Genomic DNA, 19618 nt, shown 5'->3' on the forward strand with positions numbered 1-19618 from the left:
AGAAGCGCCCAAAGGGCGGGTTGAGGCGAAGAGTTGCCCATAGGGCGAGCGCTTGTTCGGTTTACTTCTCGGGCGTGGCCTCGATCAGCTTCACCAACTCGCGCTTCTGCTGCTTGCTTAGCGAGCCCCAGCGCAGGAGCAACTTGGCCAGCAGATCATCGTCGGTGTAAAGGAAGGCGGCGGGGATCCCCAACGCTTGGGCCAACCGCTCAGCAATCTCCAGCATGGGCTCGTGCTTGCCACGCTCGTACTGGTTGATTCGGGGGCTGGCCACGTGAGGATCCAGACCGGCCCGGATGCCCAACTCCTTCTGCGACAAACCCGTGTGCAGGCGGGCTTGTTTGAGGCGTCGAGCGAAGGTCGGTGTTGAGTCGACGGACAAAGTCACGCGCGCACCCCATGGAGACCCCATAAGGATGGCGGATGTACCCAGCCTTGCATACTAAGATATTCTTAGCTTTGAGGCAACCGGCGACACCGGTAGCGCCGCCCCCCCCCCAGGAGCCACGCCGCTCCCTCATCCCCGGAAACCGCATGCCCGGAACCTCGTCAATGACGCCATCTGGGGTCGCCAGCATCGAGGAGTTGGGCCTTCGTGGCACCCTTTTCCTAGCCGCACTGTTAGCCGCGCAGCTACGACGCCTACCGGTGGCGCCCACACGCCGCTCCACCTTGCTGGTGCTGGACACGCTGCGAGACTTGGCCTTGATCCAAGTTCCCTGGCCAGCGGATCGATGGCAGATCCGCCCCGATGCCGAGGTCACGCCCATCGAAGATCCGCAATGTGCTTTCGCCTGGTCTACCCACGAGCGCAGGCACCTGCTCCCGGTGCTGGAAGACCAACTCGGCGATATGGCACACGATGTAGACTTGGCGGACGCGAAACTGGAGCTGTGGGATGAACTTGCACTCTGGGAGACCGAGCAGTTTCTGGAGCAGCAATTGCTCAAACATCACTTCGACCCAGGCTGGGCACGTGATGTGGGGTTCGTCTTTCAATCCGGACCGCGGGGCTTGCCGATCGCGCGGTGGCGTTACTGCTGCTGGGCGGCGGTACGCCAAGGTGCCTCGGTGGCGATGCGTCTTGGCGTGCACGACAGCGCCCATGTGCGGGAAGCCATCTTTCAGGAGGTCCAGAAGCGCCTGCGCTACCTGATGACCAGTTCGCCCGAGCAAGGCATGTTCAAGCCCTATCATTTGGCACCGGAGTCCTCAGTAGCCAAACTGTTTGTAGATTGGGTCGTCCCTATGGAATGGGCGTACTGGACAGGTGAGCGCCACCCCAGCCGCTAGCAGACAAACGAGCAGCCTCGTCAGTCGGCTCCCCCATCTTGCGCATGGCCGCGCCGAGTTTTCTTCACCGCATTTTGTGCTGGCGTCAGTTGATTCAGTAGAGGCTCTAGCGCTTCAAGACGTGCATTGGCACGCAACGCATCGGCTTCAGCGCTCTCGCGGCGCTCACGCTCCCGCGCAAGGGTGTCTTGAACTTGAGCTAGCTCGTTGCGCATGGTATCCAAGGTCTTGGCGTCAGTCTTCCAGCGCTCCTGCAGTGCCAAATAGTCCGTCGCGGTCTGGCGCAACGCCACGACCTCGCTGTGTTGGCCTTCGTGGGCCTGTCGTAGCTGGGCAAGCTCACGCTCAATCCGCCCGTGGCGCTCCAGCCATTGACCATTGTCGCGGTTCAGCACCAACAGCTCCTGATTCTTCGCGCCCAAGGCTTCATTGGCCTGACGTAAGGCTACTTGCAGCTCTTGGACCTGATGCTCGTGACGGCGAAGCTCTTGCTCACGCTGCTCTTTGGTTGAAGTGCGGTAGTGCTCAAGCGCTTCCCGGGCATGGGCATGCTTGTCCTCCAGAGAACGCGTATGCGCCTCATGATCAGCCAGCCGCACCGTCATGCCAGCGATGCGCTCGTTCAACTGGGCGATTTCCGCGATCCTGTCACCTAGATTCTGTTGAAGGAGGGCGTGAGCAGCTTGCTCTTGGTGCAGGCTTGCTTCGGTGCGCTGCAGCCGACTGCTCAAGGCGGCAGCCTCCTCTTGGGCACCGGAAAGCGCCTGTTGCCGACTGTGGAGCTCAGCCTGATGGCGCTCACGCTCCTGGGTGAGGATGGCCTCTGCTTCCTCCTGGAGCCGCGAGGCCAAGCGCGCAACCAAGTCCTGCAAAGCATCACTAACGGCTACCGTCCTCGCCGGACCGCCGCCTTCCTCTCCTTCCAGTTCACGCAAGTAGCGGTGGATCGTGGTCTTGGAGCCCGTGTTGCCCAAGGCCACTCGCACCGCGTCGACTGACGGCTTCTTGCGTTGGGCCAGCAGCGCGTCGCGCGCCTTCTGGACGTCACTCTTATAGAGTCCTGCGCGCGCCATCGTGCCACCTCACTTTATTTCGTAATGTATTACATACCATGTAATTACATACTATTAAAGCAGGTAGACGACCGCTCGTCGGCGAAAATAGTTATACGGGATAATATTGAATTATCCCGCGTAAGGCGGATTCTGACCCTTCCCGGCGTCCCAAGCAGTACGAAACCGCCCAGGGCCGGCGATCGCTGGGTAGTATGGCCCAGAGCGGAAAGGAGGCCAGCCAGGGTGCAGGCAGGCTCCGCCACCGAGCCCGTTGGCCATCATAGGACTGTGCATGCCGATCGAACGTATCGTCATCGACAACTTCAAGTCGTTTCGCCATCTGGACCTGCCCCTCAATGCCCACATGAACCTGGTGGTGGGCGACAACGAGGTCGGTAAATCCACCCTGCTGGAGGCCATCCACGCGGTGGTCACCGGCCAGCTGCATGGGCGCAATCTTGCCTACGAGCTCACGCCCTACCTGTTCCACCAGCCCACGGTGCAGGAGTACTTGGGAGCGCTTGCCACGGGCACGCCGGCCTCGCCGCCACGGATCTCCATCGAAGCCTATCTGGGCGCCGACGCCGCGCTGGCGTCGTTACGCGGCACCAACAACTCCCTGCGTCTGGATACCGCCGGCATCCGGCTGCTGGTCGAGCTCAACGACGACTACCGCGAGGAGTTCAACGCCTACCTGCAGCAGCACCAGGGCGCGGTCAGCCTGCCGGTGGAGTACTACACGGTGCGCTGGTACTCCTTCGCCAACAATGGCGTCACCGCCCGTAGTATTCCGTTCGACTCGACCATCATCGACACGCACGGCATCAAGACCTTGTCCGGTGCCGATCGCTATATCGCCGGCATCATCGAGCAGGCACTGACGCCTGCGCAGCGCGTCTCGCTGTCGCTGAGCTTCCGCCGCATGCGGCAGAGCTTTTCCGAAGAAGCGGATGTGGCAGCGATCAATGCCTACTTGACCGAGCACACCGGGGACATCAGCCACAGGGCATTGACGGTAGGCGTGGACACATCGCCGCGCTCAACGTGGGAAACCAGCCTGTCACCCTACCTGGATGAGCTCCCGTTCACCCAGGCCGGCAAGGGCGAGCAAAGCGCGGTGAAGATGAAGCTGGCGATGCACGCGGCCGGCGCGGCTCACGTGCTGCTGATCGAGGAGCCGGAGAACCATCTGTCCTATTCCAGCATGACCCAGCTGATCGACAAGATTGCGGCCCTCTCCACCGCCCAGCAGGTGATCATCGCCACCCACAGCAGCTTCGTGTTGAACAAGCTGGGCGTGGACAACGTGATCCTGTTCAGCGCGCAAGGCCAGATGAAGCTGGACCAGCTGCCCAGCGATACCCACGACTATTTCATGAAGCTGCCGGGCCACGACACGCTGCGGTTGATCCTGGCCAAGCAGGCGATCCTGGTGGAAGGCCCTTCCGACGAACTGATCGTGCAGCGTGCCTACAGTGACCATCACGGCGTGGCGCCGATGGCTCACGGCGTAGACATCATTTCGGTCAAGTCGTTGGCATTCAAACGCTTCTTGCAGATTGCCGATCGACTGAGGATTCAGGCCAAGGTGATCACCGACAACGACGGTGATATCGCAGTTGTGCAAGAGCGCTATGCCGAGCACATCAACGCGATCTATTACGATTCCGACGAGAGCGCCCCTTCGCTGGAAGAGCAGCTGATCAAAGCCAACTCGCTGGCCGAACTCAATACCGTGCTGGGCAAGGCCTTTGCCGATGAGGTGGCGCTGCTCAAGTACATGAAGGGCCATAAGACCGATACGGCCTTGGCGATTTTCAATAGCCCGCACTCGATCAGGTTCCCGGACTATGTCCAGCGTGCCATCACCTAACCGGGTCTTGCTCTCGGCAGCCGGCTCGGGCAAGACCACGTTGCTGGTCCGGCAGGCCTTGGAGCGACCTGAGCGCCGCATCGCGATTGTCACCTACACGCTGGAAAACCTGGAAGAGATCCGGCGCTCGTTTGAGGCCCACGCAGGCGCGGTCCCCGCGCATGTCACCTTGCACAGCTGGTATGGCTTTCTGCTGCGCCAGTGCATTCGCCCGTACCAGGCTGCGCTTTGCCCTGAGCCTCGCATCGAGACCATCCTGTTCGTAGAAGGTGTCACCAACAACCGCGCCCCACGCACCCAGGTGGCGCGCCACTACCTGGCGGGCAACCGGATGTATTCGGACCGAGCGGCCGATTTCGCTGTGCGCTGCGATGAGCTGACCCAAGGCCAGGTCGTGGCGCGATTGGCGGCGATGTACGACGAGCTCTACATCGACGAAGTCCAGGATCTGGCCGGCTTTGATCTGGATCTGGTCGAACGGCTGTTGAAGAGCGAGATTGCCATCACGTTGGTAGGCGATACGCGCCAAGCCACGTATGCGACCAACTATGCGCAAAGGTACAGCCAATACCGTGGTCCGAATCTGGCAGCGCTGTTTCAGATTTGGGAGGCCGACGGCTTATGCCGGCTGGATCACCGCCTCACCAGTCTGCGCTGCGTCCAGGCCCTGTGCGATATGGCTGACACGCTCTATCCGCAGATGCCGCGGACCCAATCAGGCAATGGCGAGGTCACCGGACACGATGGCATCTACCTCGTCGCTCCAGGGGATGTGGCCGCGTACATGCAGGAGTTCGCCCCCACCGTGCTCCGGCATGACCGGCGGCAGGCGTGCGACGGACTGCCGGCGGTGAACTTTGGGCAGTGCAAGGGCCGCACCTACAGTCGGGTCCTCATCTTTCCGAACGGGCCGTTGACGCAGTACCTGCGCACGGCCGATGCAGCGCGTATCACCGCGCCGCCGAAATACTACGTGGCCTTCACCCGGGCGCGGCAAAGCGTGGCCTTTGTGTATGCCGGCGCGTGCGCGTTGCCGGGTCATCAGCTCTATGCGCCTGCCAGCGCAGACGCATAGAGCCAGGGGCTGCGATCACATCTTCTTTAACGGCGCCGCGGTGGGCGGCGGCGGTACCGGGCCCGGGTCGTTGAAACACAGCATGATCTGATCGATGCCGAATTGATCGGCCAGGACCTGGGCAATCACAGCATGCACCAGGTCCAGGTCGACCGAGGGCGCCGCGACCGTGATGGTGGCCGCGATCGCACGGCCATGCTCACCGGCGACCAGGCGCAGGTCGTCCACCGCTTTCACGCCCGGGTCGGTAAACATCGCCGCACGGACCTGTTCCAGGTTGAGCTCGTTCATGGGGACTCCAAAGCAGTGCTACCGGCGCGGGGAGCTCGGTCGCGATGCAGCCAACGATAGAGCACCGGCAGCACCAACAAGGTCAATGCGGTGGATGAGACGATGCCGCCGATGACGACAGTGGCCAGCGGCCGCTGCACTTCCGAGCCAGCACCGACATTCAAGGCCATGGGTAGGAAGCCCAGCGAGGCTACCAGGGCGGTCATCAACACCGGTCGCAGGCGTCCAAGGGCGCCGTCGCGCACAGCGTCGTCTAGCGGATCGCCCTGTTCGCGCAGACGGCGGATGAAGGCGATCATGACCAGCCCGTTGAGTACGGCCACGCCCGACAGCGCGATGAAGCCCACGCCGGCAGAGATCGACAACGGAATCCCGCGCAGAGCCAGTGCCAGCACACCGCCGGTCAGCGCCAGCGGCACGCCACTGAACACAATGGCCGCATCCTTGGCCGAGCCGAAGGCCATGAATAGCAGAGCGAAGATCAACGCCAGTGTCACCGGAACGACCACGCCCAGGCGTTGGGTGGCCGAGATCAGCTGCTCGAAGGTGCCGCCGTAATCGATCCAGTAGCCCTCTGGAAGCGCGACATCCTGGCCGATGCGTGTGCGCAACTCGCCGACGAACCCGCCCAGATCGCGCTCGCGCACGTTGGCGGTGATCACCACGCGGCGCTTGCCGTTCTCGCGGTTGATCTGATTGGGCCCGCGCTCTACCTGGATCTTCGCCACTTCCCGCAGCGGCACCGTGCGAGGCCCCCCATTGGCGCCGGCGGCCAGACGGCTGGACTCATCGACACTGGTGCTTGCCGGCAGCGGAATGGGCAGATCTGCCAGCACAGCGGGGTCTTGGCGCTGCGCTTCGGGCAGGCGCACGACCAGGTCGAAGCGGCGGTCGCCCTCGATCAACTGGCCGGCAACACTGCCCCCAATGGCGGTGGCCACCGTTTCCTGCACATCGCCCGGGTTCAGGCCATACCGTGCCAATGCCGCCGGATCTGGCGTGATGGTCAGCAGCGGCAGGCCGGAGACCTGCTCGGCCTTGACGTCTTCGGCGCCGGGGACGCTACGCATGACCCGCTCGACCCGGCTGGCCAGGCGCGTCAACTGGTCAAGGTTGTCGCCGTAGACCTTGACCGCCACGTCCGAACGGACGCCGGAGATCAACTCGTTGGTGCGCATCTGGATGGGCTGGGTGAACTCGTAGTTGCTGCCCGGGATTTCCTTGGCCGCCGCCTCCAGCTCTTCCACCAGCTCGGCCTTGGGCTTGCGCGGGTCGGGCCACTGGTCGCGGGGCTTGAGCATCAGGAAGGTGTCGGCCATCGACGGCGGCATAGGATCGGTGGCCACCTCGGCGGTGCCGATCTTTGAGAAGATGTTGGCCACCTCCGGGAACTGGGCCAGGCGCTTCTCCAGCGTTTCCTGCATGGCCACCGACTGCTCCAAGCTGGTGCCGGGAATACGCATGGGCTGCAAGGTGATGTCGCCCTCATCCAGGCTCGGCACGAACTCCGAACCCAAGCGGGTGGCCAGCACGCCACAGCCCACCACCAGCACGGCCGCGCCGGCCAGCACCACCACGCGCCGACGCAGGGCCCAATCCAGCAGCGGCGTATAACGGGCACGCGACCAGCGCATCAGGCGGTTGTCGTGCTCAGCCACACGGCCGCGCAGGAAGCTGGCGATCGCCGCCGGCACGAAGGTCAGCGACAACACCATGGCGCCGGTCAGGGCCAGCACCACCGTGATCGCCATCGGGTGGAACATTTTTCCTTCTACCCCGGACAGCGAGAAGATCGGCAGGTAGACCGCGGCGATGATGCCCAGGCCAAACAGGCTGGGACGGATCACCTCGGCGGTGGCCGAGGCGGTCAGGTCATAGCGCTCTTCATCGTTGAGCTGGCGGCCTAGCGCGTGCTGCGCCTCGCCGAACCGGCGCAGACAGTTCTCGATGATGATCACCGCCCCGTCCACGATCAGGCCGAAGTCCAGCGCGCCCAGGCTCATCAGGTTGCCCGACACGCCGCCACGCACCATGCCGATGATGGTGAACAGCATCGCCAACGGGATCACCGCCGCGGTGATCAACGAGGCGCGCACATTGCCCAGCAGCAGGAACAGCACCACCACCACCAGCAGCGCGCCCTCGATCAGGTTCTTGGACACCGTGCCGATGGTGCGATCCACCAGCGCGGTGCGGTCATAGACGGCCTTGGCATGGACGCCGGCAGGCAGGCTGGCGTTGGCGGCATCCAGCTTGGCCGCGGCCGCCTGGGAGACTTCCCGGCTGTTGGCGCCGAACAACATGAAGGCGGTACCGACCACGACCTCGTGGCCATTCTGGGTGGCCGCGCCCGTGCGCAGCTCCTTGCCTTCGCCCACGCTAGCGACGTCGCGCACCCGAATGGGCACGCCATCGCGCCGGTCCAGCACGATGTTGCCGATTGCCTCCAGATTGGCTAGCTGGCCCGGCACGCGCACCAGGAACTGCTGTCCGTTGCGCTCGATGTAGCCGGCGCCGATGTTCTGGTTGTTGCGCATGACCGCGGCGACCACGTCGTTCAACGTGAAGCCCAGCGCCACCAACTGAGCTGGATCGGGAGTGATGTGGATCTGCCGCTCGAAGCCGCCGATGGTGTTGACCTCGGTGACGCCGGGCGTGGTGCGCAGCTGCGGCCGGATCACCCAGTCCTGCAGGGTGCGCAGGTCCGTGGCCGTGTACGGGGTGCCGTCGGGCTTGCGAGCGTTGGGCTCGGCCTCCACGGTGTACATGAAGATCTCGCCCAACCCGGTGGAGATCGGCCCCATTTCCGGGTCCAACCCTTCGGGAAGCTGGGAGGCGATCTGCTGCAGGCGCTCGGCGACCTGCTGGCGGGCAAAGTACAGGTCGGTGCCGTCCTTGAAGACGACGGTGACCTGCGAAAGCCCGTAGCGCGACAGCGAGCGGCTGTAGTCCAGCTTGGGCAGACCGGCCATGGCCGTTTCGATGGCAAAGGTGACCCGTTGTTCGGCCTCCAGCGGCGAGTAACCCGGGGCCTGGGTGTTGATCTGGACCTGGACGTTGGTGATGTCGGGTGTGGCGTCAATGGAAAGGTGACGGTAGCTCCACACGCCCAGCGCAACCAGCGCAGCGGTGAGCACTAGCGTCAGCCAGCGATGGCGGATGGACAGCCCAATGAGGCGTTCGAGCATGGCGGGCCTCATTCTTCTTCCACGGTGGACTTTTCGATGTCGGCCTTGATCAGGAAGCTTTGGGCCACCACCACCTGTTCACCGGCCTTGAGGCCTTCCAGCACTTCGGCGCGTTCGGCGTCGCGGCGCCCCAGCTTCACCGGCCGGGTGTGGTAGGTTTCGCCCTGCTGCACGTAGACCACGTCCTGGTCTTCTGCGGTCTGCAGCGCCGTGATCGGCACCACCAACGCTGCCGATTGGCGATCCACGGTGACCCGCGCCTTGACCGCCGACCCCGGCCGCCACAGGCCATCGGTGTTGGCCACCGTGCCGCGCGCAATGGTGCTTTGGCTGGCGGTGGCGGTGCCGGGCAGGACGCGCTCCAAGGTGGTCTGTGCGGTGACGCCATCGCTCAAGCGGGTAACCGTCACCGGCACGCCAGCACCGATGTGCTGGGCGTCGGCGCCGAAGATGTGCAGGTCCACCCACAGCGTGGACAGGTCGGCGACCTCAAACAGCGGCGCGCCCTCAGCGGCGGCCATGCCTACGGCGGCCGTGCGCGCCATGACCACGCCACTGATCGGCGCGGTGACGGTATAGGTGGTCAGGCTCAGGTTGCTCTCTACCGTGGCCAGTGCCTGGCCGGCCCGTACCTGATCACCCACGCCCGCACGCACGGAGCGGACCGGTCCGGGGAAGCGTGCCGTGACCTGCGCGATGCGACCGTCAATCGGGGTCAACAGCCCTTGCACCTCATGCTCGTCAGCAATCTCACCGGGGCCTGCCGGTGCGACCTGGATACCCGCTGCCTGCGCAGCTTTGGCGGCAATCTTGGTTTCCAGCGGCGCTTCCTCGTGCTCGCCGTGCTCTTCGCCCTCAGCGGCGGCGCCGCCTTCGGACGCTTCGTTGGGGGCCGACGCGTTGCAGGCGGCCAGCATCATCAGGGCCATGCCCAGTGCGGTCCAAGAAAAGCGATTCATGGGGTCTCTCCGGTGGAAGCAGCCGCCGGCGGCGCGACAAGCGCTTGGCCGGTCAGGCGTTGAATTTCGATCAGGGCGCGCTGCGCATCGAGCGCCACGTCCAGCTGCTGCTGGGCCATGGCCGTGCGTTCGGACTGCAGCTGTGCCCATTCCAGGTAGCTGATCGCGCCGGCGCGATAGGCGCGCTCGGCGGCCTTCTCAGCCCGGGCCAACTTCGGCAGCACCTCGCCTTGCAGCCGTGCCACCTCGGCCTGCGCCACGGTGTAGCGACCATGGGCTTCGACCAGCGTGGAATACAGCGACAGGCCCTTGGCCTCGCGCTCGATCGTCAGAACCTCCAGCTCGGCTTCGCCGGCGCGGATCTCCGGCTGCGCGCGGCTGCGGCTGCCCAGTGGCATGGACAGGCTGGCCACCAGCGCGGTGTCGTCAGTCTCCTGCAGGCGGCGCACGCCCAGCTGCCACGACAAGTCCGGCGAGGCCGCCGAACGCGCCAGCTGCAGTCGTGCCTGCGCGATCCGGCGGGCATCGGCAAACTGCGCCAACTCGGGAGTGCGCTCCAATTCCTCGGCCAGCGACTGCATGGACGCGATCGCCGGCAGGGTCATGGGATCCGCCGCGGCCACCTCGAAGCTCGGAGCACGTTCGCCCCAGAGGGCAGCAAGGTGCTGCCGGGCGGCAATGCGCTGCTGCTCGGCCCGATCACGGGTCAACTCTGCTCTCGCCAGTGCTGCTTGTGCGGTGAGCATCACCGATTCGGGAGACGCGCCAGCCTGCAGGCGCTGCCGGGCAGCGGCGACGGTCCGCTGGCGCTGGCCGACATCCATGTTCGTCAGGCTGCGTTGCCGGTCGGCACCGACAACGGCCAAATAGCGCTGCGCCGTCTCGGCGAGCAGGTCCAGCCGCCTGGTCTCGCGCTGCACGGCCAGTGCATCAATCCGGCTTTGGGCCAAGGTGCGGCGGGCGTCGAGCTTGCCGCCGCGCTCCAGGACCGAGCTCAGGCTCAAGGTCAACTCCGCGCTGTCCAGGCCACGGGCCGCGCCCGTGCCCAGCGCATTTTCAACCTCCGCCCCCAACGTCCACGGTGGCCGCTGCACGGCCTGGTCGCGCTCGGCAGCGAGCACCGTGGCTCGCGCATCGACCAGGCGCAGCTCGGGGTGGGTTTGGGCCACGCGTGCAAACGCGTCGTCCAAGGTCATCAGCTCTTCTGCTGTCGCCGGCGTTGCCGCCGCGCTCAACAGTAGCCACGCGGCCAGGGCCGCCAATCGCACATGCATGAAGTACTCCAGAATTTTCGATAGCCAACAGGGATCCGGCGCACGCCGGCGCGCATCACCCTGCGATCGGCGGCCGGAACGGCGCGAGCAGGTGCTCATGCCGATATCTGTCCGCATGGGCTGTCGCCGACGGCCAATGCCGGCCGATATGAGCAATGGCCAACACTATTTCTGGAGCCGGCGCGGCCTGGCTACAGCACAGCACCAGCTGCTGTAGCCGGTGCAGCGCGGCGTCTACGCCACGCTCGGAAGCTGGTGATGCCACTGCCGGGTCATGGTCGGCCGCGGCCAGATGGGTTTGAGCATGGAGCTCGCCAACCACTGCCAGCACCGGCTGCGTCACAAGGCCCACGGCCAAGTGCGCCAGCAGCAGCCAGCGCAGGCCACAGCTCAGCCGGCCAAGCGCTGTCATGCAGGCGTTTTGCGCGCGTCGGCACGCGCCCGGCGAGCATCACCCAAGATCTCGAAAGCCTCCTTGATCACATACAGGCCGATCAGGGCGCCGATCACGAAATCCGGGTAGGGGCTGGCCAGCCACCACACCAACAGGCCGGCCAGAATCACCCCAACGTTGGCCACCACATCGGCGCGGGTAAACAGCCAGGTCGCTCGCAGATGCACTTCGCCAGACTTCAAGGGGGCGAGCATACGGAGCACCTTCAGGTTCACGGCCAGCGAGACCAGAGCGGTACCGATCATCCAACCGCTGACCGGCTCGGCGCCGTACATCACCCGGCGGCCGACTTCGACCAGCACGCCTACGCCCAGCACCAGCAGCACGCTGCCACTGACCCACGCGGCGTTGGCCTTGAAGCGCGCCGTGCGCCCGATAGCGACCAGGCCAATGGCATAGGCGGTGGCGTCAGACAGCATGTCCAGCGCGTCAGCCAGCAGCCCGGTGGAATGGGCAATCCAGCCGGCAATGCCGCCGATCACGGCCATCGCTGCATTCAGGACCAAGGCGATCCAGAGGATGCGTCGCTCCTCCTTGTTCTTGGCTTCGTGGTGGCACCCGCAATCACTCATGTCTTGGTCCTCTGCTGTGTTGTTTCATTGCTTGTTTGCGCCTGGCTGTCTACGCACACCGGAACGGGCATTGGCGAGGAACCCCACGATGGCGGCGGTGCCTACCAATACCTGCGCCAGCAGCGACTGCCAGGTGGGATACAGGCCGATCCACTCGATGCGCGGCAACGCGAGCGGTGTTTGAGAGATCCAGCCCGCTTCCTGCAACGCGGCCACGCCTTTACCGATCAGGATGACCGCCATCACCGCGATGAGAATCGAGCTGATCGAAAAGAACCGGCCAATCGGCAGCCGCCTGCTCATGCGCAGCATCCAGTACGCCACCGCAGCCAACACCGCGATTCCCGCCGCCAGGCCTGCGAGGATGGCGGTGGACGCCTGATCGCTCCACATCGCGATGTAGAACAAGATCGTCTCAAACACCTCGCGGTACACCGCGACAAAGGCCAGCATGAACAGGAAAACAGCCGAGCGCCGTGTCAGCGCAGTCGTCAGCTTGGCGTGCAGGTACTCCTGCCACCGCCCTGCAAGGCTCTTTTGGTGCATCCAGATGCCTACGCTGAGCAGGACAGCGGCAGCGAACAAGGCCGAGACGCCCTCAGTGACTTCCCGGTTCGCACCGCTGATATCAACAAAGTAAGTGGCCACCGCCCAGGTAGCTGCGCCTGCCAACAACGCGCAGATCCAACCCGCATGCACATACGGCAACACATCAGACCGCTCGGCTTTACGCAAGAACGCCACGATACCAATCACGATCAGCAGCGCTTCCAGTCCTTCGCGTACCAAGATGGTAAAGCTGCCTAGAAACGCGGTGCTGGCGCCTATTCGGGTGTCCTGCAGCGCCACGTCCGCGCGATCAAACAGCTGGGCAATTTGCGCTGCCTGCCCGGCAACGTCAGCCGCGGGCGCATGCTGATCCAGCTGCGCGCGGTAGCCTGCCATGGCCGTCTCGATCTCTCGCAGCAATGACGGATTGCGCGTGGCCAGCGTGGGTTCAAGCGGCTCTACACCATCCAGATAGGACGAGAGCGCAAGCTTTTTGGCTTGAGCCAGGTCCTCATCAGCGTAAGCGCGCTGGCTGGCGGCCAGTCGCTGCCGCGCCACCGCAAAGCGATCGGCTCCTGGTACCGCTTCGTTTACTACCTGTGGCTGCGAACGCAGGTAGGCGATGATCGCGTTTGCCTGATCGGCGGGCATCGTGGTGGCAAGATCGGCCTCTCGCGTGCGTGTCAGCGCTTCGAGCGAGGGAATGTGCGTATGGGCCTCGGCACTGGTGCGCCATAACGCCTCACCTTGAGCCTTGGCTTGCGAGGAGTACCCCAAGCTGCCCACATAGAATGCCAACGCCCAGCGATCACTTTCTGACAGCCCAGAGAAGCTGACCATGCCGGTACCCGGCACACCCTGGGAAATGACCTCGTACAACGACAGCGGCGTTCGCTGCGCGGCGCGAGTGGCATCGGTGAACGCGATCGGCGGCGGACTTAACGCTTGCGCGGCGGGGCCATCACCGTGACCTGTGGGGCCGTGACAGGCCGCGCACTGCTGGCTGTAGATGGACGCGGCCTGGGAGGTCTTCGGCGCGCTCGCCGGAACAGCGCCGATCGGGTAGCGGGCCAACAGCGTCGTGCCGAGCCCGCGCGCCAACGTTGCCACTTGCGCCGGGTCGGCCTTCTCTGCCACCGCCTGGACCAGGCGGTCGGCCTGGGCCGTCAGCTCCTGCTGGTTCTGGCCACTGGGCAATGCTGCCAGCTGACTGCGCACGGCGCCGGCAAACTCGCTCATTTCGGCGTATTCGTTGGGGGCAATTACGCGACCGGCCTGGACCGCGCCGGGGTAGTCGACCGCGATGTAATCGAGCATCTGCCAGGTTTGGCGCAGGTCTGCTGCGGCAGGCTCCGCCTGAGCAGAAGCGGGCAGAACCCAGCCGATCAGCAAGGCAATCAGGCAGTAGCGAATCAAGGCGATGGGCAGTGGCATGGTCGTCACATGCAGCGCCGCGGCCGGAGTGGCGGCGGATACGGGTTCAGCGTAAAGTCCGTAGCTACTACGGAGTCAAGCGTACTACGAATGAAAATCAGTGAGGCTGCCGACGCCAGCGGATGCCACTTGGAGACGATTCGCTATTACGAGCGGATCGGGTTGCTGCCGCGCCCGGGGCGCACGGGCAACGGCTACCGGGTCTATGGCCCGGCCGACATCGAGCGGCTGCGCTTCATTGCGCGTGGCCGGGACCTGGGCTTCAGCCTGGAGGAGGTCCGCAGCCTGCTGCAGCTGGCCGGCGATGAGGAGCTTTCGTGCGGGGACGTGGACCGGTTGGCCCGCAGCCATCTGGCCGACGTGCGCGCCCGCATGGCCGACCTGCAGCGCATGGCCAGCGAGCTGGAACGGGTGATTGCCAGTTGCCATGGCGGGCAGCGGGCGGAATGCACCATCCTGTCGACGCTGCGCCAGACGACCTCGGTGGAGGCCACGCGCCAGTGACCGAACTGGACCGCTACCTCGATGCGGCCACGCGCCAGAACACGGTGCGCAGCTATGCGTCGGCGCTGCGGCACTTCGAGGTTGAATGGCAAGGCCACCTCCCAGCGACACCTGACAGCGTGGCCCGGTACCTGGCCGCTTATGCGCAGACCTTGGCGACCAGCACCCTCCGCCAACGTCTGGCGGCCATCGCCTCTTGGCACCGCGACCACGGCTTTGTCGACCCGACCCGATCGCCGCTGGTGCGCAAGGTGCTCAAAGGCATCCAGACCCTGCACCCGGGCCAGGTCAAGCAAGCCGCGCCGCTCCAGATTCGGCGGCTGGTCGAGCTCGATGACTGGCTGGCCGCGGCGATCGCTGCGGCACATGCCCGGGGCGATGGGCCGGCGGCGCTGCGCCATCAACGAGACCGAGCGCTGGTGCTGCTCGGGTTCTGGCGGGGATTCCGTGGCGATGAACTGCTGCGTCTGGACGTGGCCCATCTCACGCTGGTGCCGGGACAGGGGATGACCTGCTTCTTGCCACGCAGCAAGGGTGATCGCCAAGCAGCCGGCGTCACCTACAAGGTGCCGGCGCTGTCGCGGTTATGTCCGGTGGAGGCGACCCAGGCGTGGCTGCAGGCGGCCGACCTGCAAGAAGGGCCGGTGTTTCGGGCAGTCAACCAATGGGGCCAGGTGAGCGCCGAAGGCCTGCATCCCAACAGCTTGGTGCGCCTGCTGCGCGAGTTGCTGACCAGTGCAGGCTTTGCCGATGCGGGGCTCCACAGCAGCCATTCGTTGCGCCGCGGCTTTGCCAGCTGGGCCAACGACCAAGGCTGGGACATGAAGGCCTTGATGGAGTACGTGGGCTGGCGCGATGTGCAGTCGGCCATGCGTTACCTGGACGGGCGTGACCCGTTTGCCCGGGACCGCATTGAAGCAAGCCTGCCCAGTCCAACCGTGCCGGTACCGGCGATGGCACTGCCGGCGCCGGAGGGCAAATCGGCCCTGCAGCTGCGCCTGCGCATGGTGCTGACCCCGTTTGCCCGCACGGGCCGCGGCGCGGCCAAGGCCCGAGGCCGAATTGAAGAGATCTGCTTGGCCCCGTTCCAGGCTGTGCGCCTGAACACCGCCAGCAGCGAGTACCAGTTGACTGCTCCCACCGATCCCGAAAGGGATCTGGATGAAATCCTGGCCACGTTGCTCGATGACATGCACCGCATGGCCGATACGCACCAGTGCTTCCTGGAAGCGTCGCTCAGTACAGACGACGGCCGGCACTGGGACTGATCCCCCTCACACCCTCCGGATCCAATGGCTACCCTTCACGAGACCGCCTACCCGCGACTGAAGCCTGATCCCACCGCCAAGGAACTGGAGGAGATCTATACCCCGACCGCCGCTGAGATTGCATTCGCCAAGCAGCTGACCACCCAGCCGGGTCCGCAGCTGGCGGTACTGATTCATCTCAAGCTCTTCCAACGCTTGGGCTACTTCACGCTGTTGGCCGACGTACCCGAGCGGATCCGGAAGCACATCGCCAAGGCCGCCCGACTCGGGCGCGTATTGGACACCGACCAGCTCGAACGCTACGACGCTTCCGGCAGCCAGCGCCGGCATATGCCGCAGCTTCGGCAATTCATCGGGGTACGTCCCCTGGATAAATCGGGCTTGGCTTGGCTGGACACAGTGGCCACCGGAGCAGCCCAGACCAAGCACACCATCCCGGACATCGTGAACGTCCTGCTCGAAGAGCTGGTGCACCATCGCTACGAACTGCCCGGTTTCCGCACTCTGGAGCTGGCCGCCATCGGCGCCCGTGAGCGGGTCAATCTGGGCTACTACCGCAGCATCAGCCACGCGCTGACGCCTGCCACGCGCACGCTCATCGACGAACTGCTGCGCGCACCGGAAGGGTCCAGGTTCACCGGCTGGCAATCACTCAAGCGCGAGCCCGGCCGGCCCACCAACAAGGAAGTTCGGTTCTACCTGCAGCACATCCGCATGCTGCAGCAGTTGGCCGACCAGCTGCCTCCCATCGATGTGCCGGTGCCCAAGCTCAAGCAGTTCCGTGCAATGGCTCGGGCCTATGACGCCAGCGAGCTGGCCGAACTGGCTCCGGACAAGCGCTATGCGCTGGCCACCATCTTCATTCGCGCCCAGCATGCCAAGACACTGGATGATGCAGCCGAGTTGTTCATCAAGCAGGTGCGCGGGCTGGAGAACACGGCCCAGCAGAAATTGCTGGCCTACCAGCTCGAACATGCCAAACGGGCCGACTTCCTCATCGGCCAGCTCAAGGAAATCCTGCAGGCCTATCAGCTAGACGGCAGCGATAGTCAGCGCGTGGATGCCATCGACAACAGCCTGGAAGCGGAAGTGTCGACCTTGCTGGCCGAATGCGAAGAACATATGGCCTACGCCGGGAAGAACTACCTGCCTTTCATGCTGCAGCCCTATGGCGCGGTCAGGCCGCTGCTGTTCAATGGGCTGGAGCTGATGAAACTTCGGGCGACCAGCCACGACGCCGGCATGGAGCCGCTGATCGCAGCGGTGCTCTCGCTGCGCAACCAGCGCCGTGAGCTGATCGAGGTCGCCTCCCTCGGTTTGGACCCGGAAAAGGACTTTGACTGGATGTCCAAGCTCTGGTGTCAGCACGTGTTCGGCAAGCGGGCCAGTGCAGCCGGCGCCGGCTGGATGCACCGTAAGTACTTCGAGCTGGCCGTGCTGGTGCAGGTCAAGGACGAACTGAAGTCCGGAGATCTCTTCATTCCCAGCAGCGAACGGTTTGATGACTACCGTGAGCAGCTGGTCGATGAAGCCACCTTGGCCCAGGAACTGGAAGCCTACGGCCAGGTGTCAGGCCTGCCCACCGACGCCGAGTCTTTCGTGGCGGGATTACGTGCACAACTGACCTCCCTGGCCGATGAGGTCGACGCGCGTTTCCCGGAGAACGTACATGCGGACATCCTGGATGGGCGCCTGGTGCTGCGGAAGGGGCAACGCGCCGAAGTCTCCAGCGCGATTACCACGGTGGATCGCCTCATCGCCGAACGGCTTCCAGAATCCAGCATCGTCGATGTCCTGATCGATGCCAGCCAATGGCTGGATCTGCACCGTTTCTTCCGCCCGATCGCCGGCACCGAGAGCCAGGTCGAAGATCTGCCCCGACGTGTGATCACCACGCTATTCTGCTATGGCTGCAACCTGGGGCCGACGCAGACGGCGCGGTCGATCAAGGGCTTCAGCCGGCGCCAAGTCGCTTGGCTCAACCTGAAATACGTGACCGAGGATGTGCTTGAGAAGGCCATCGTGGAGGTCATCAATACCTACAACAGATTCGACCTGCCTGGCTATTGGGGCAGCGGCAAGAGCGCATCAGCTGATGGCACGAAGTGGAGCGTCTACGAGGACAACCTGCTGTCGGAGTATCACATCCGCTACGGCGGCTACGGTGGCATCGGCTACTGCCACGTGTCCGACAAATACGTAGCGCCGTTCAGCCACTTCATTCCCTGTGGCGTGCACGAGGGCATCTACATCCTCGACGGTCTGTTGGCCAACACTTCCGACATCCAGCCTGAGATCGTCCATGGCGACACGCAGGCCCAAAGCTATCCGGTCTTCGGCCTGGCCCACATGCTGGGCATCCAGCTGATGCCCCGGATCCGGAACATCAAGGACCTGACATTCTTTCGGCCCGAACCGGGTAGGGCTTATAAGAACATCCAGGCACTGTTCGGGGACAGCATCGACTGGCAACTGATCGCCACCCATCTCCACGACATGCTGCGGGTGGTGATCTCAATCCGATTGGGCAAGATCACCGCGTCCTCGATCCTGCGCCGGCTGGGCACCTACAGCCGGAAGAACAAGCTGTACTTCGCCTTCCGGGAACTTGGCAAGGCCGTTCGAACGCTGTTCTTGCTGCGCTACATTGATGACAATGAGATCCGCAAAACGATCCATGCTGCCACCAACAAGAGCGAGGAATACAACGGCTTCGTGAAATGGGTGTTCTTTGGCAGCCAGGGGATCATTGCTGAGAACGTCCAACACGAGCAGCGCAAGATCATCAAGTACAGCCAGCTGGTGGCCAACATGATCATCCTCCACAACGTGGAAGGCATGAGCCGGACCTTGGCCGAGATGAGGAAGGAGGGGATTGAACTGACGCCCGAGATCCTGGCCGGCCTGTCGCCTTATCGGACCAGCCACATCAATCGCTTCGGCGACTACCACCTGGATCTTGAAAGGGAAGTGGCGCCGCTGAGCTACACAGCCAAGGTGCTTGAACAGACCCCATAGATGGGGAGAACCTGATCGAGAGACGAGCAATCAACTTTGAAATTCAGTCGCTTAGGCAGCTTTTGGCCCTGTACGTAATGATTCCCTGCCGACCCTCTTCAAGGTTCATCCCAGCGACTGCCCAGTTGAAGGCCGCTCTTTCGTGGGCATTGAGTTCCGCGTCGATAGCGTCAATTGACTGCCGGTATTGCTGCTGGGTTCCATTCGTAACCATCTTCTTGTCTGTCGGACCGCTGCAGGCAGCTAGCAGTGCTGATGCTGCCAGGATCAGTGTTGCTCTGCTTCTGGCCGCGGTGATGAAGCGGTATGGCTGTTCGCTCATGCGTCCCCCTGTCAATGAAGAAGACAGAATATCTGGTTTTTAGATATCGGAGAACTGGATATAGCTTTCTAGGCCGCTCAGCCAAGGCGCGGTCGTGTCGAAGTCCATCCATCGAAAAGAGTACGCTGCCCTCATTGAGGCTGTTCGCGAGGCGCGGCTAGCTGCCGGTCTGACCCAGGCCCAGGTGTCCAGCATGCTGGGCCGCAGCCAGTCATTCATCAGCGACGTCGAAACAGGCAAGAGAAGGGTTGATGTGGTGGAGCTGAGAGATATCGCCCGCCTGACAGGCCTTTCGCTGGGCAAGTTGATCACAAACTTTGAGAAGCGAATCAAAGACTAAAGCCCCTTAGGGTGTAGCGGTAGGTTCGCGCTTCTTGCCGGCCGGTCGGGACCAGGCGCACACGCCAGTGACAGACGGCCAACCGGATGGAAGGGGCACGCCCTGCCGGAAATCCGTGACGTAGATCGGCCTCGGCGTGCCGGGTCGAA

At 64.0% G+C, this 19618-nt stretch carries 17 protein-coding genes; 7 read left to right on the plus strand and 10 right to left on the minus strand.

The window, feature by feature from the left end; translation table 11 throughout:
- Nucleotides 1-61 precede the first annotated feature (61 nt).
- Nucleotides 62-412 (minus strand): helix-turn-helix domain-containing protein, encoded by a 351-nt coding sequence (locus ACZK1G_RS11245; RefSeq protein WP_043033515.1) that lies wholly within the window; start codon nt 410-412, stop codon nt 62-64.
- 122 nt (nt 413-534) lie between these two features.
- Here ACZK1G_RS11245 and ACZK1G_RS11250 point away from each other — a divergent pair, with 122 nt between their 5' ends.
- Nucleotides 535-1293, plus strand: a complete 759-nt coding sequence (locus ACZK1G_RS11250) for a hypothetical protein (protein WP_231298593.1) — start codon at nt 535-537, stop codon at nt 1291-1293.
- Between the two features lie 20 nt (nt 1294-1313).
- On the opposite strand, the gene ACZK1G_RS11255 is transcribed toward ACZK1G_RS11250, so the two are convergent.
- Nucleotides 1314-2366: a DNA-binding protein gene (locus ACZK1G_RS11255; RefSeq protein ID WP_021201903.1), complete on the minus strand. Its 1053-nt coding sequence runs from the start codon at nt 2364-2366 to the stop codon at nt 1314-1316.
- A gap of 274 nt (nt 2367-2640) precedes the next feature.
- Here ACZK1G_RS11255 and ACZK1G_RS11260 point away from each other — a divergent pair, with 274 nt between their 5' ends.
- Together ACZK1G_RS11260 and ACZK1G_RS11265 are read left to right on the plus strand one after the other, a co-directional pair.
- On the plus strand, nt 2641-4221 hold the full coding sequence (locus tag ACZK1G_RS11260; RefSeq protein ID WP_026070029.1) for an ATP-dependent nuclease: 1581 nt from the start codon (nt 2641-2643) through the stop codon (nt 4219-4221).
- The gene (locus tag ACZK1G_RS11265) at nt 4199-5296 is read left to right on the plus strand and encodes a UvrD-helicase domain-containing protein (protein WP_043033512.1); all 1098 of its coding nucleotides are present in this window, start codon (nt 4199-4201) and stop codon (nt 5294-5296) included. The genes ACZK1G_RS11260 and ACZK1G_RS11265 overlap by 23 nt, the downstream gene beginning before the upstream one ends.
- Nucleotides 5297-5311: 15 nt before the next feature.
- Here the strand turns inward: ACZK1G_RS11265 and ACZK1G_RS11270 are convergent, their stop codons facing one another.
- From ACZK1G_RS11270 to ACZK1G_RS11300, 7 genes are read right to left on the minus strand one after another with little or no spacing between them, the layout of a single operon-like run.
- Entirely contained in the window at nt 5312-5587 is a 276-nt protein-coding gene (locus ACZK1G_RS11270) for a hypothetical protein (protein WP_019184735.1), read from the minus strand.
- Nucleotides 5584-8775, minus strand: a complete 3192-nt coding sequence (locus ACZK1G_RS11275) for an efflux RND transporter permease subunit (RefSeq protein ID WP_049402758.1) — start codon at nt 8773-8775, stop codon at nt 5584-5586. Before ACZK1G_RS11275 ends, ACZK1G_RS11270 begins: the two co-directional genes overlap by 4 nt.
- Before the next feature lie 8 nt (nt 8776-8783).
- Nucleotides 8784-9734 carry an efflux RND transporter periplasmic adaptor subunit gene (locus tag ACZK1G_RS11280; RefSeq protein ID WP_021201906.1) on the minus strand — a complete coding sequence of 317 codons (951 nt, stop codon included), beginning with the start codon at nt 9732-9734 and terminating at the stop codon, nt 8784-8786.
- Nucleotides 9731-11008, minus strand: a complete 1278-nt coding sequence (locus ACZK1G_RS11285; RefSeq protein ID WP_043033510.1) for a TolC family protein — start codon at nt 11006-11008, stop codon at nt 9731-9733. Before ACZK1G_RS11285 ends, ACZK1G_RS11280 begins: the two co-directional genes overlap by 4 nt.
- 55 nt (nt 11009-11063) lie before the next feature.
- Nucleotides 11064-11420 (minus strand): hypothetical protein, encoded by a 357-nt coding sequence (locus tag ACZK1G_RS11290; RefSeq protein WP_012480228.1) that lies wholly within the window; start codon nt 11418-11420, stop codon nt 11064-11066.
- The gene (locus ACZK1G_RS11295; protein WP_005413376.1) at nt 11417-12034 is read right to left on the minus strand and encodes a cation efflux transmembrane domain-containing protein; all 618 of its coding nucleotides are present in this window, start codon (nt 12032-12034) and stop codon (nt 11417-11419) included. Before ACZK1G_RS11295 ends, ACZK1G_RS11290 begins: the two co-directional genes overlap by 4 nt.
- 24 nt (nt 12035-12058) lie before the next feature.
- Nucleotides 12059-14017, minus strand: a complete 1959-nt coding sequence (locus ACZK1G_RS11300; protein ID WP_043033508.1) for a cytochrome c/FTR1 family iron permease — start codon at nt 14015-14017, stop codon at nt 12059-12061.
- Nucleotides 14018-14107: 90 nt separating this feature from the next.
- On the opposite strand from ACZK1G_RS11300, the gene ACZK1G_RS11305 reads away from it, so the two are divergent.
- The 3 genes from ACZK1G_RS11305 to ACZK1G_RS11315 are packed head-to-tail and all read left to right on the plus strand — an operon-like array spanning nt 14108 to nt 18807.
- On the plus strand, nt 14108-14521 hold the full coding sequence (locus ACZK1G_RS11305) for a MerR family transcriptional regulator (RefSeq protein ID WP_012480230.1): 414 nt from the start codon (nt 14108-14110) through the stop codon (nt 14519-14521).
- Entirely contained in the window at nt 14518-15789 is a 1272-nt protein-coding gene (locus tag ACZK1G_RS11310; protein WP_005413373.1) for a site-specific integrase, read from the plus strand. The genes ACZK1G_RS11305 and ACZK1G_RS11310 overlap by 4 nt, the downstream gene beginning before the upstream one ends.
- A gap of 24 nt (nt 15790-15813) precedes the next feature.
- Nucleotides 15814-18807 carry a Tn3 family transposase gene (locus ACZK1G_RS11315; RefSeq protein ID WP_043033507.1) on the plus strand — a complete coding sequence of 998 codons (2994 nt, stop codon included), beginning with the start codon at nt 15814-15816 and terminating at the stop codon, nt 18805-18807.
- A gap of 43 nt (nt 18808-18850) precedes the next feature.
- Here the strand turns inward: ACZK1G_RS11315 and ACZK1G_RS11320 are convergent, their stop codons facing one another.
- Nucleotides 18851-19129: a hypothetical protein gene (locus ACZK1G_RS11320; RefSeq protein ID WP_033835997.1), complete on the minus strand. Its 279-nt coding sequence runs from the start codon at nt 19127-19129 to the stop codon at nt 18851-18853.
- Nucleotides 19130-19223: 94 nt separating this feature from the next.
- Between ACZK1G_RS11320 and ACZK1G_RS11325 the strand changes: the two genes are divergently transcribed.
- Complete coding sequence (locus ACZK1G_RS11325; protein WP_043033505.1) at nt 19224-19469, plus strand: helix-turn-helix domain-containing protein; 246 nt, start codon at nt 19224-19226, stop codon at nt 19467-19469.
- Nucleotides 19470-19618 lie beyond the last annotated feature (149 nt).

Source organism: Stenotrophomonas sp. 109824_Sma, assembly GCF_056480025.1.

Excerpts from the sequence above, each read along its gene's own strand:
- ACZK1G_RS11245 (WP_043033515.1), bottom strand. The coding sequence starts at position 412 with ATGGGGTCTCCATGGGGTGCGCGCGTGACTTTGTCCGTCGACTCAACA.
- ACZK1G_RS11250 (WP_231298593.1), top strand. The coding sequence starts at position 535 with ATGCCCGGAACCTCGTCAATGACGCCATCTGGGGTCGCCAGCATCGAG.
- ACZK1G_RS11255 (WP_021201903.1), bottom strand. The coding sequence starts at position 2,366 with ATGGCGCGCGCAGGACTCTATAAGAGTGACGTCCAGAAGGCGCGCGAC.
- ACZK1G_RS11260 (WP_026070029.1), top strand. The coding sequence starts at position 2,641 with ATGCCGATCGAACGTATCGTCATCGACAACTTCAAGTCGTTTCGCCAT.
- ACZK1G_RS11265 (WP_043033512.1), top strand. The coding sequence starts at position 4,199 with ATGTCCAGCGTGCCATCACCTAACCGGGTCTTGCTCTCGGCAGCCGGC.
- ACZK1G_RS11270 (WP_019184735.1), bottom strand. The coding sequence starts at position 5,587 with ATGAACGAGCTCAACCTGGAACAGGTCCGTGCGGCGATGTTTACCGAC.
- ACZK1G_RS11275 (WP_049402758.1), bottom strand. The coding sequence starts at position 8,775 with ATGCTCGAACGCCTCATTGGGCTGTCCATCCGCCATCGCTGGCTGACG.
- ACZK1G_RS11280 (WP_021201906.1), bottom strand. The coding sequence starts at position 9,734 with ATGAATCGCTTTTCTTGGACCGCACTGGGCATGGCCCTGATGATGCTG.
- ACZK1G_RS11285 (WP_043033510.1), bottom strand. The coding sequence starts at position 11,008 with ATGCATGTGCGATTGGCGGCCCTGGCCGCGTGGCTACTGTTGAGCGCG.
- ACZK1G_RS11290 (WP_012480228.1), bottom strand. The coding sequence starts at position 11,420 with ATGACAGCGCTTGGCCGGCTGAGCTGTGGCCTGCGCTGGCTGCTGCTG.
- ACZK1G_RS11295 (WP_005413376.1), bottom strand. The coding sequence starts at position 12,034 with ATGAGTGATTGCGGGTGCCACCACGAAGCCAAGAACAAGGAGGAGCGA.
- ACZK1G_RS11300 (WP_043033508.1), bottom strand. The coding sequence starts at position 14,017 with ATGCCACTGCCCATCGCCTTGATTCGCTACTGCCTGATTGCCTTGCTG.
- ACZK1G_RS11305 (WP_012480230.1), top strand. The coding sequence starts at position 14,108 with ATGAAAATCAGTGAGGCTGCCGACGCCAGCGGATGCCACTTGGAGACG.
- ACZK1G_RS11315 (WP_043033507.1), top strand. The coding sequence starts at position 15,814 with ATGGCTACCCTTCACGAGACCGCCTACCCGCGACTGAAGCCTGATCCC.
- ACZK1G_RS11320 (WP_033835997.1), bottom strand. The coding sequence starts at position 19,129 with ATGAGCGAACAGCCATACCGCTTCATCACCGCGGCCAGAAGCAGAGCA.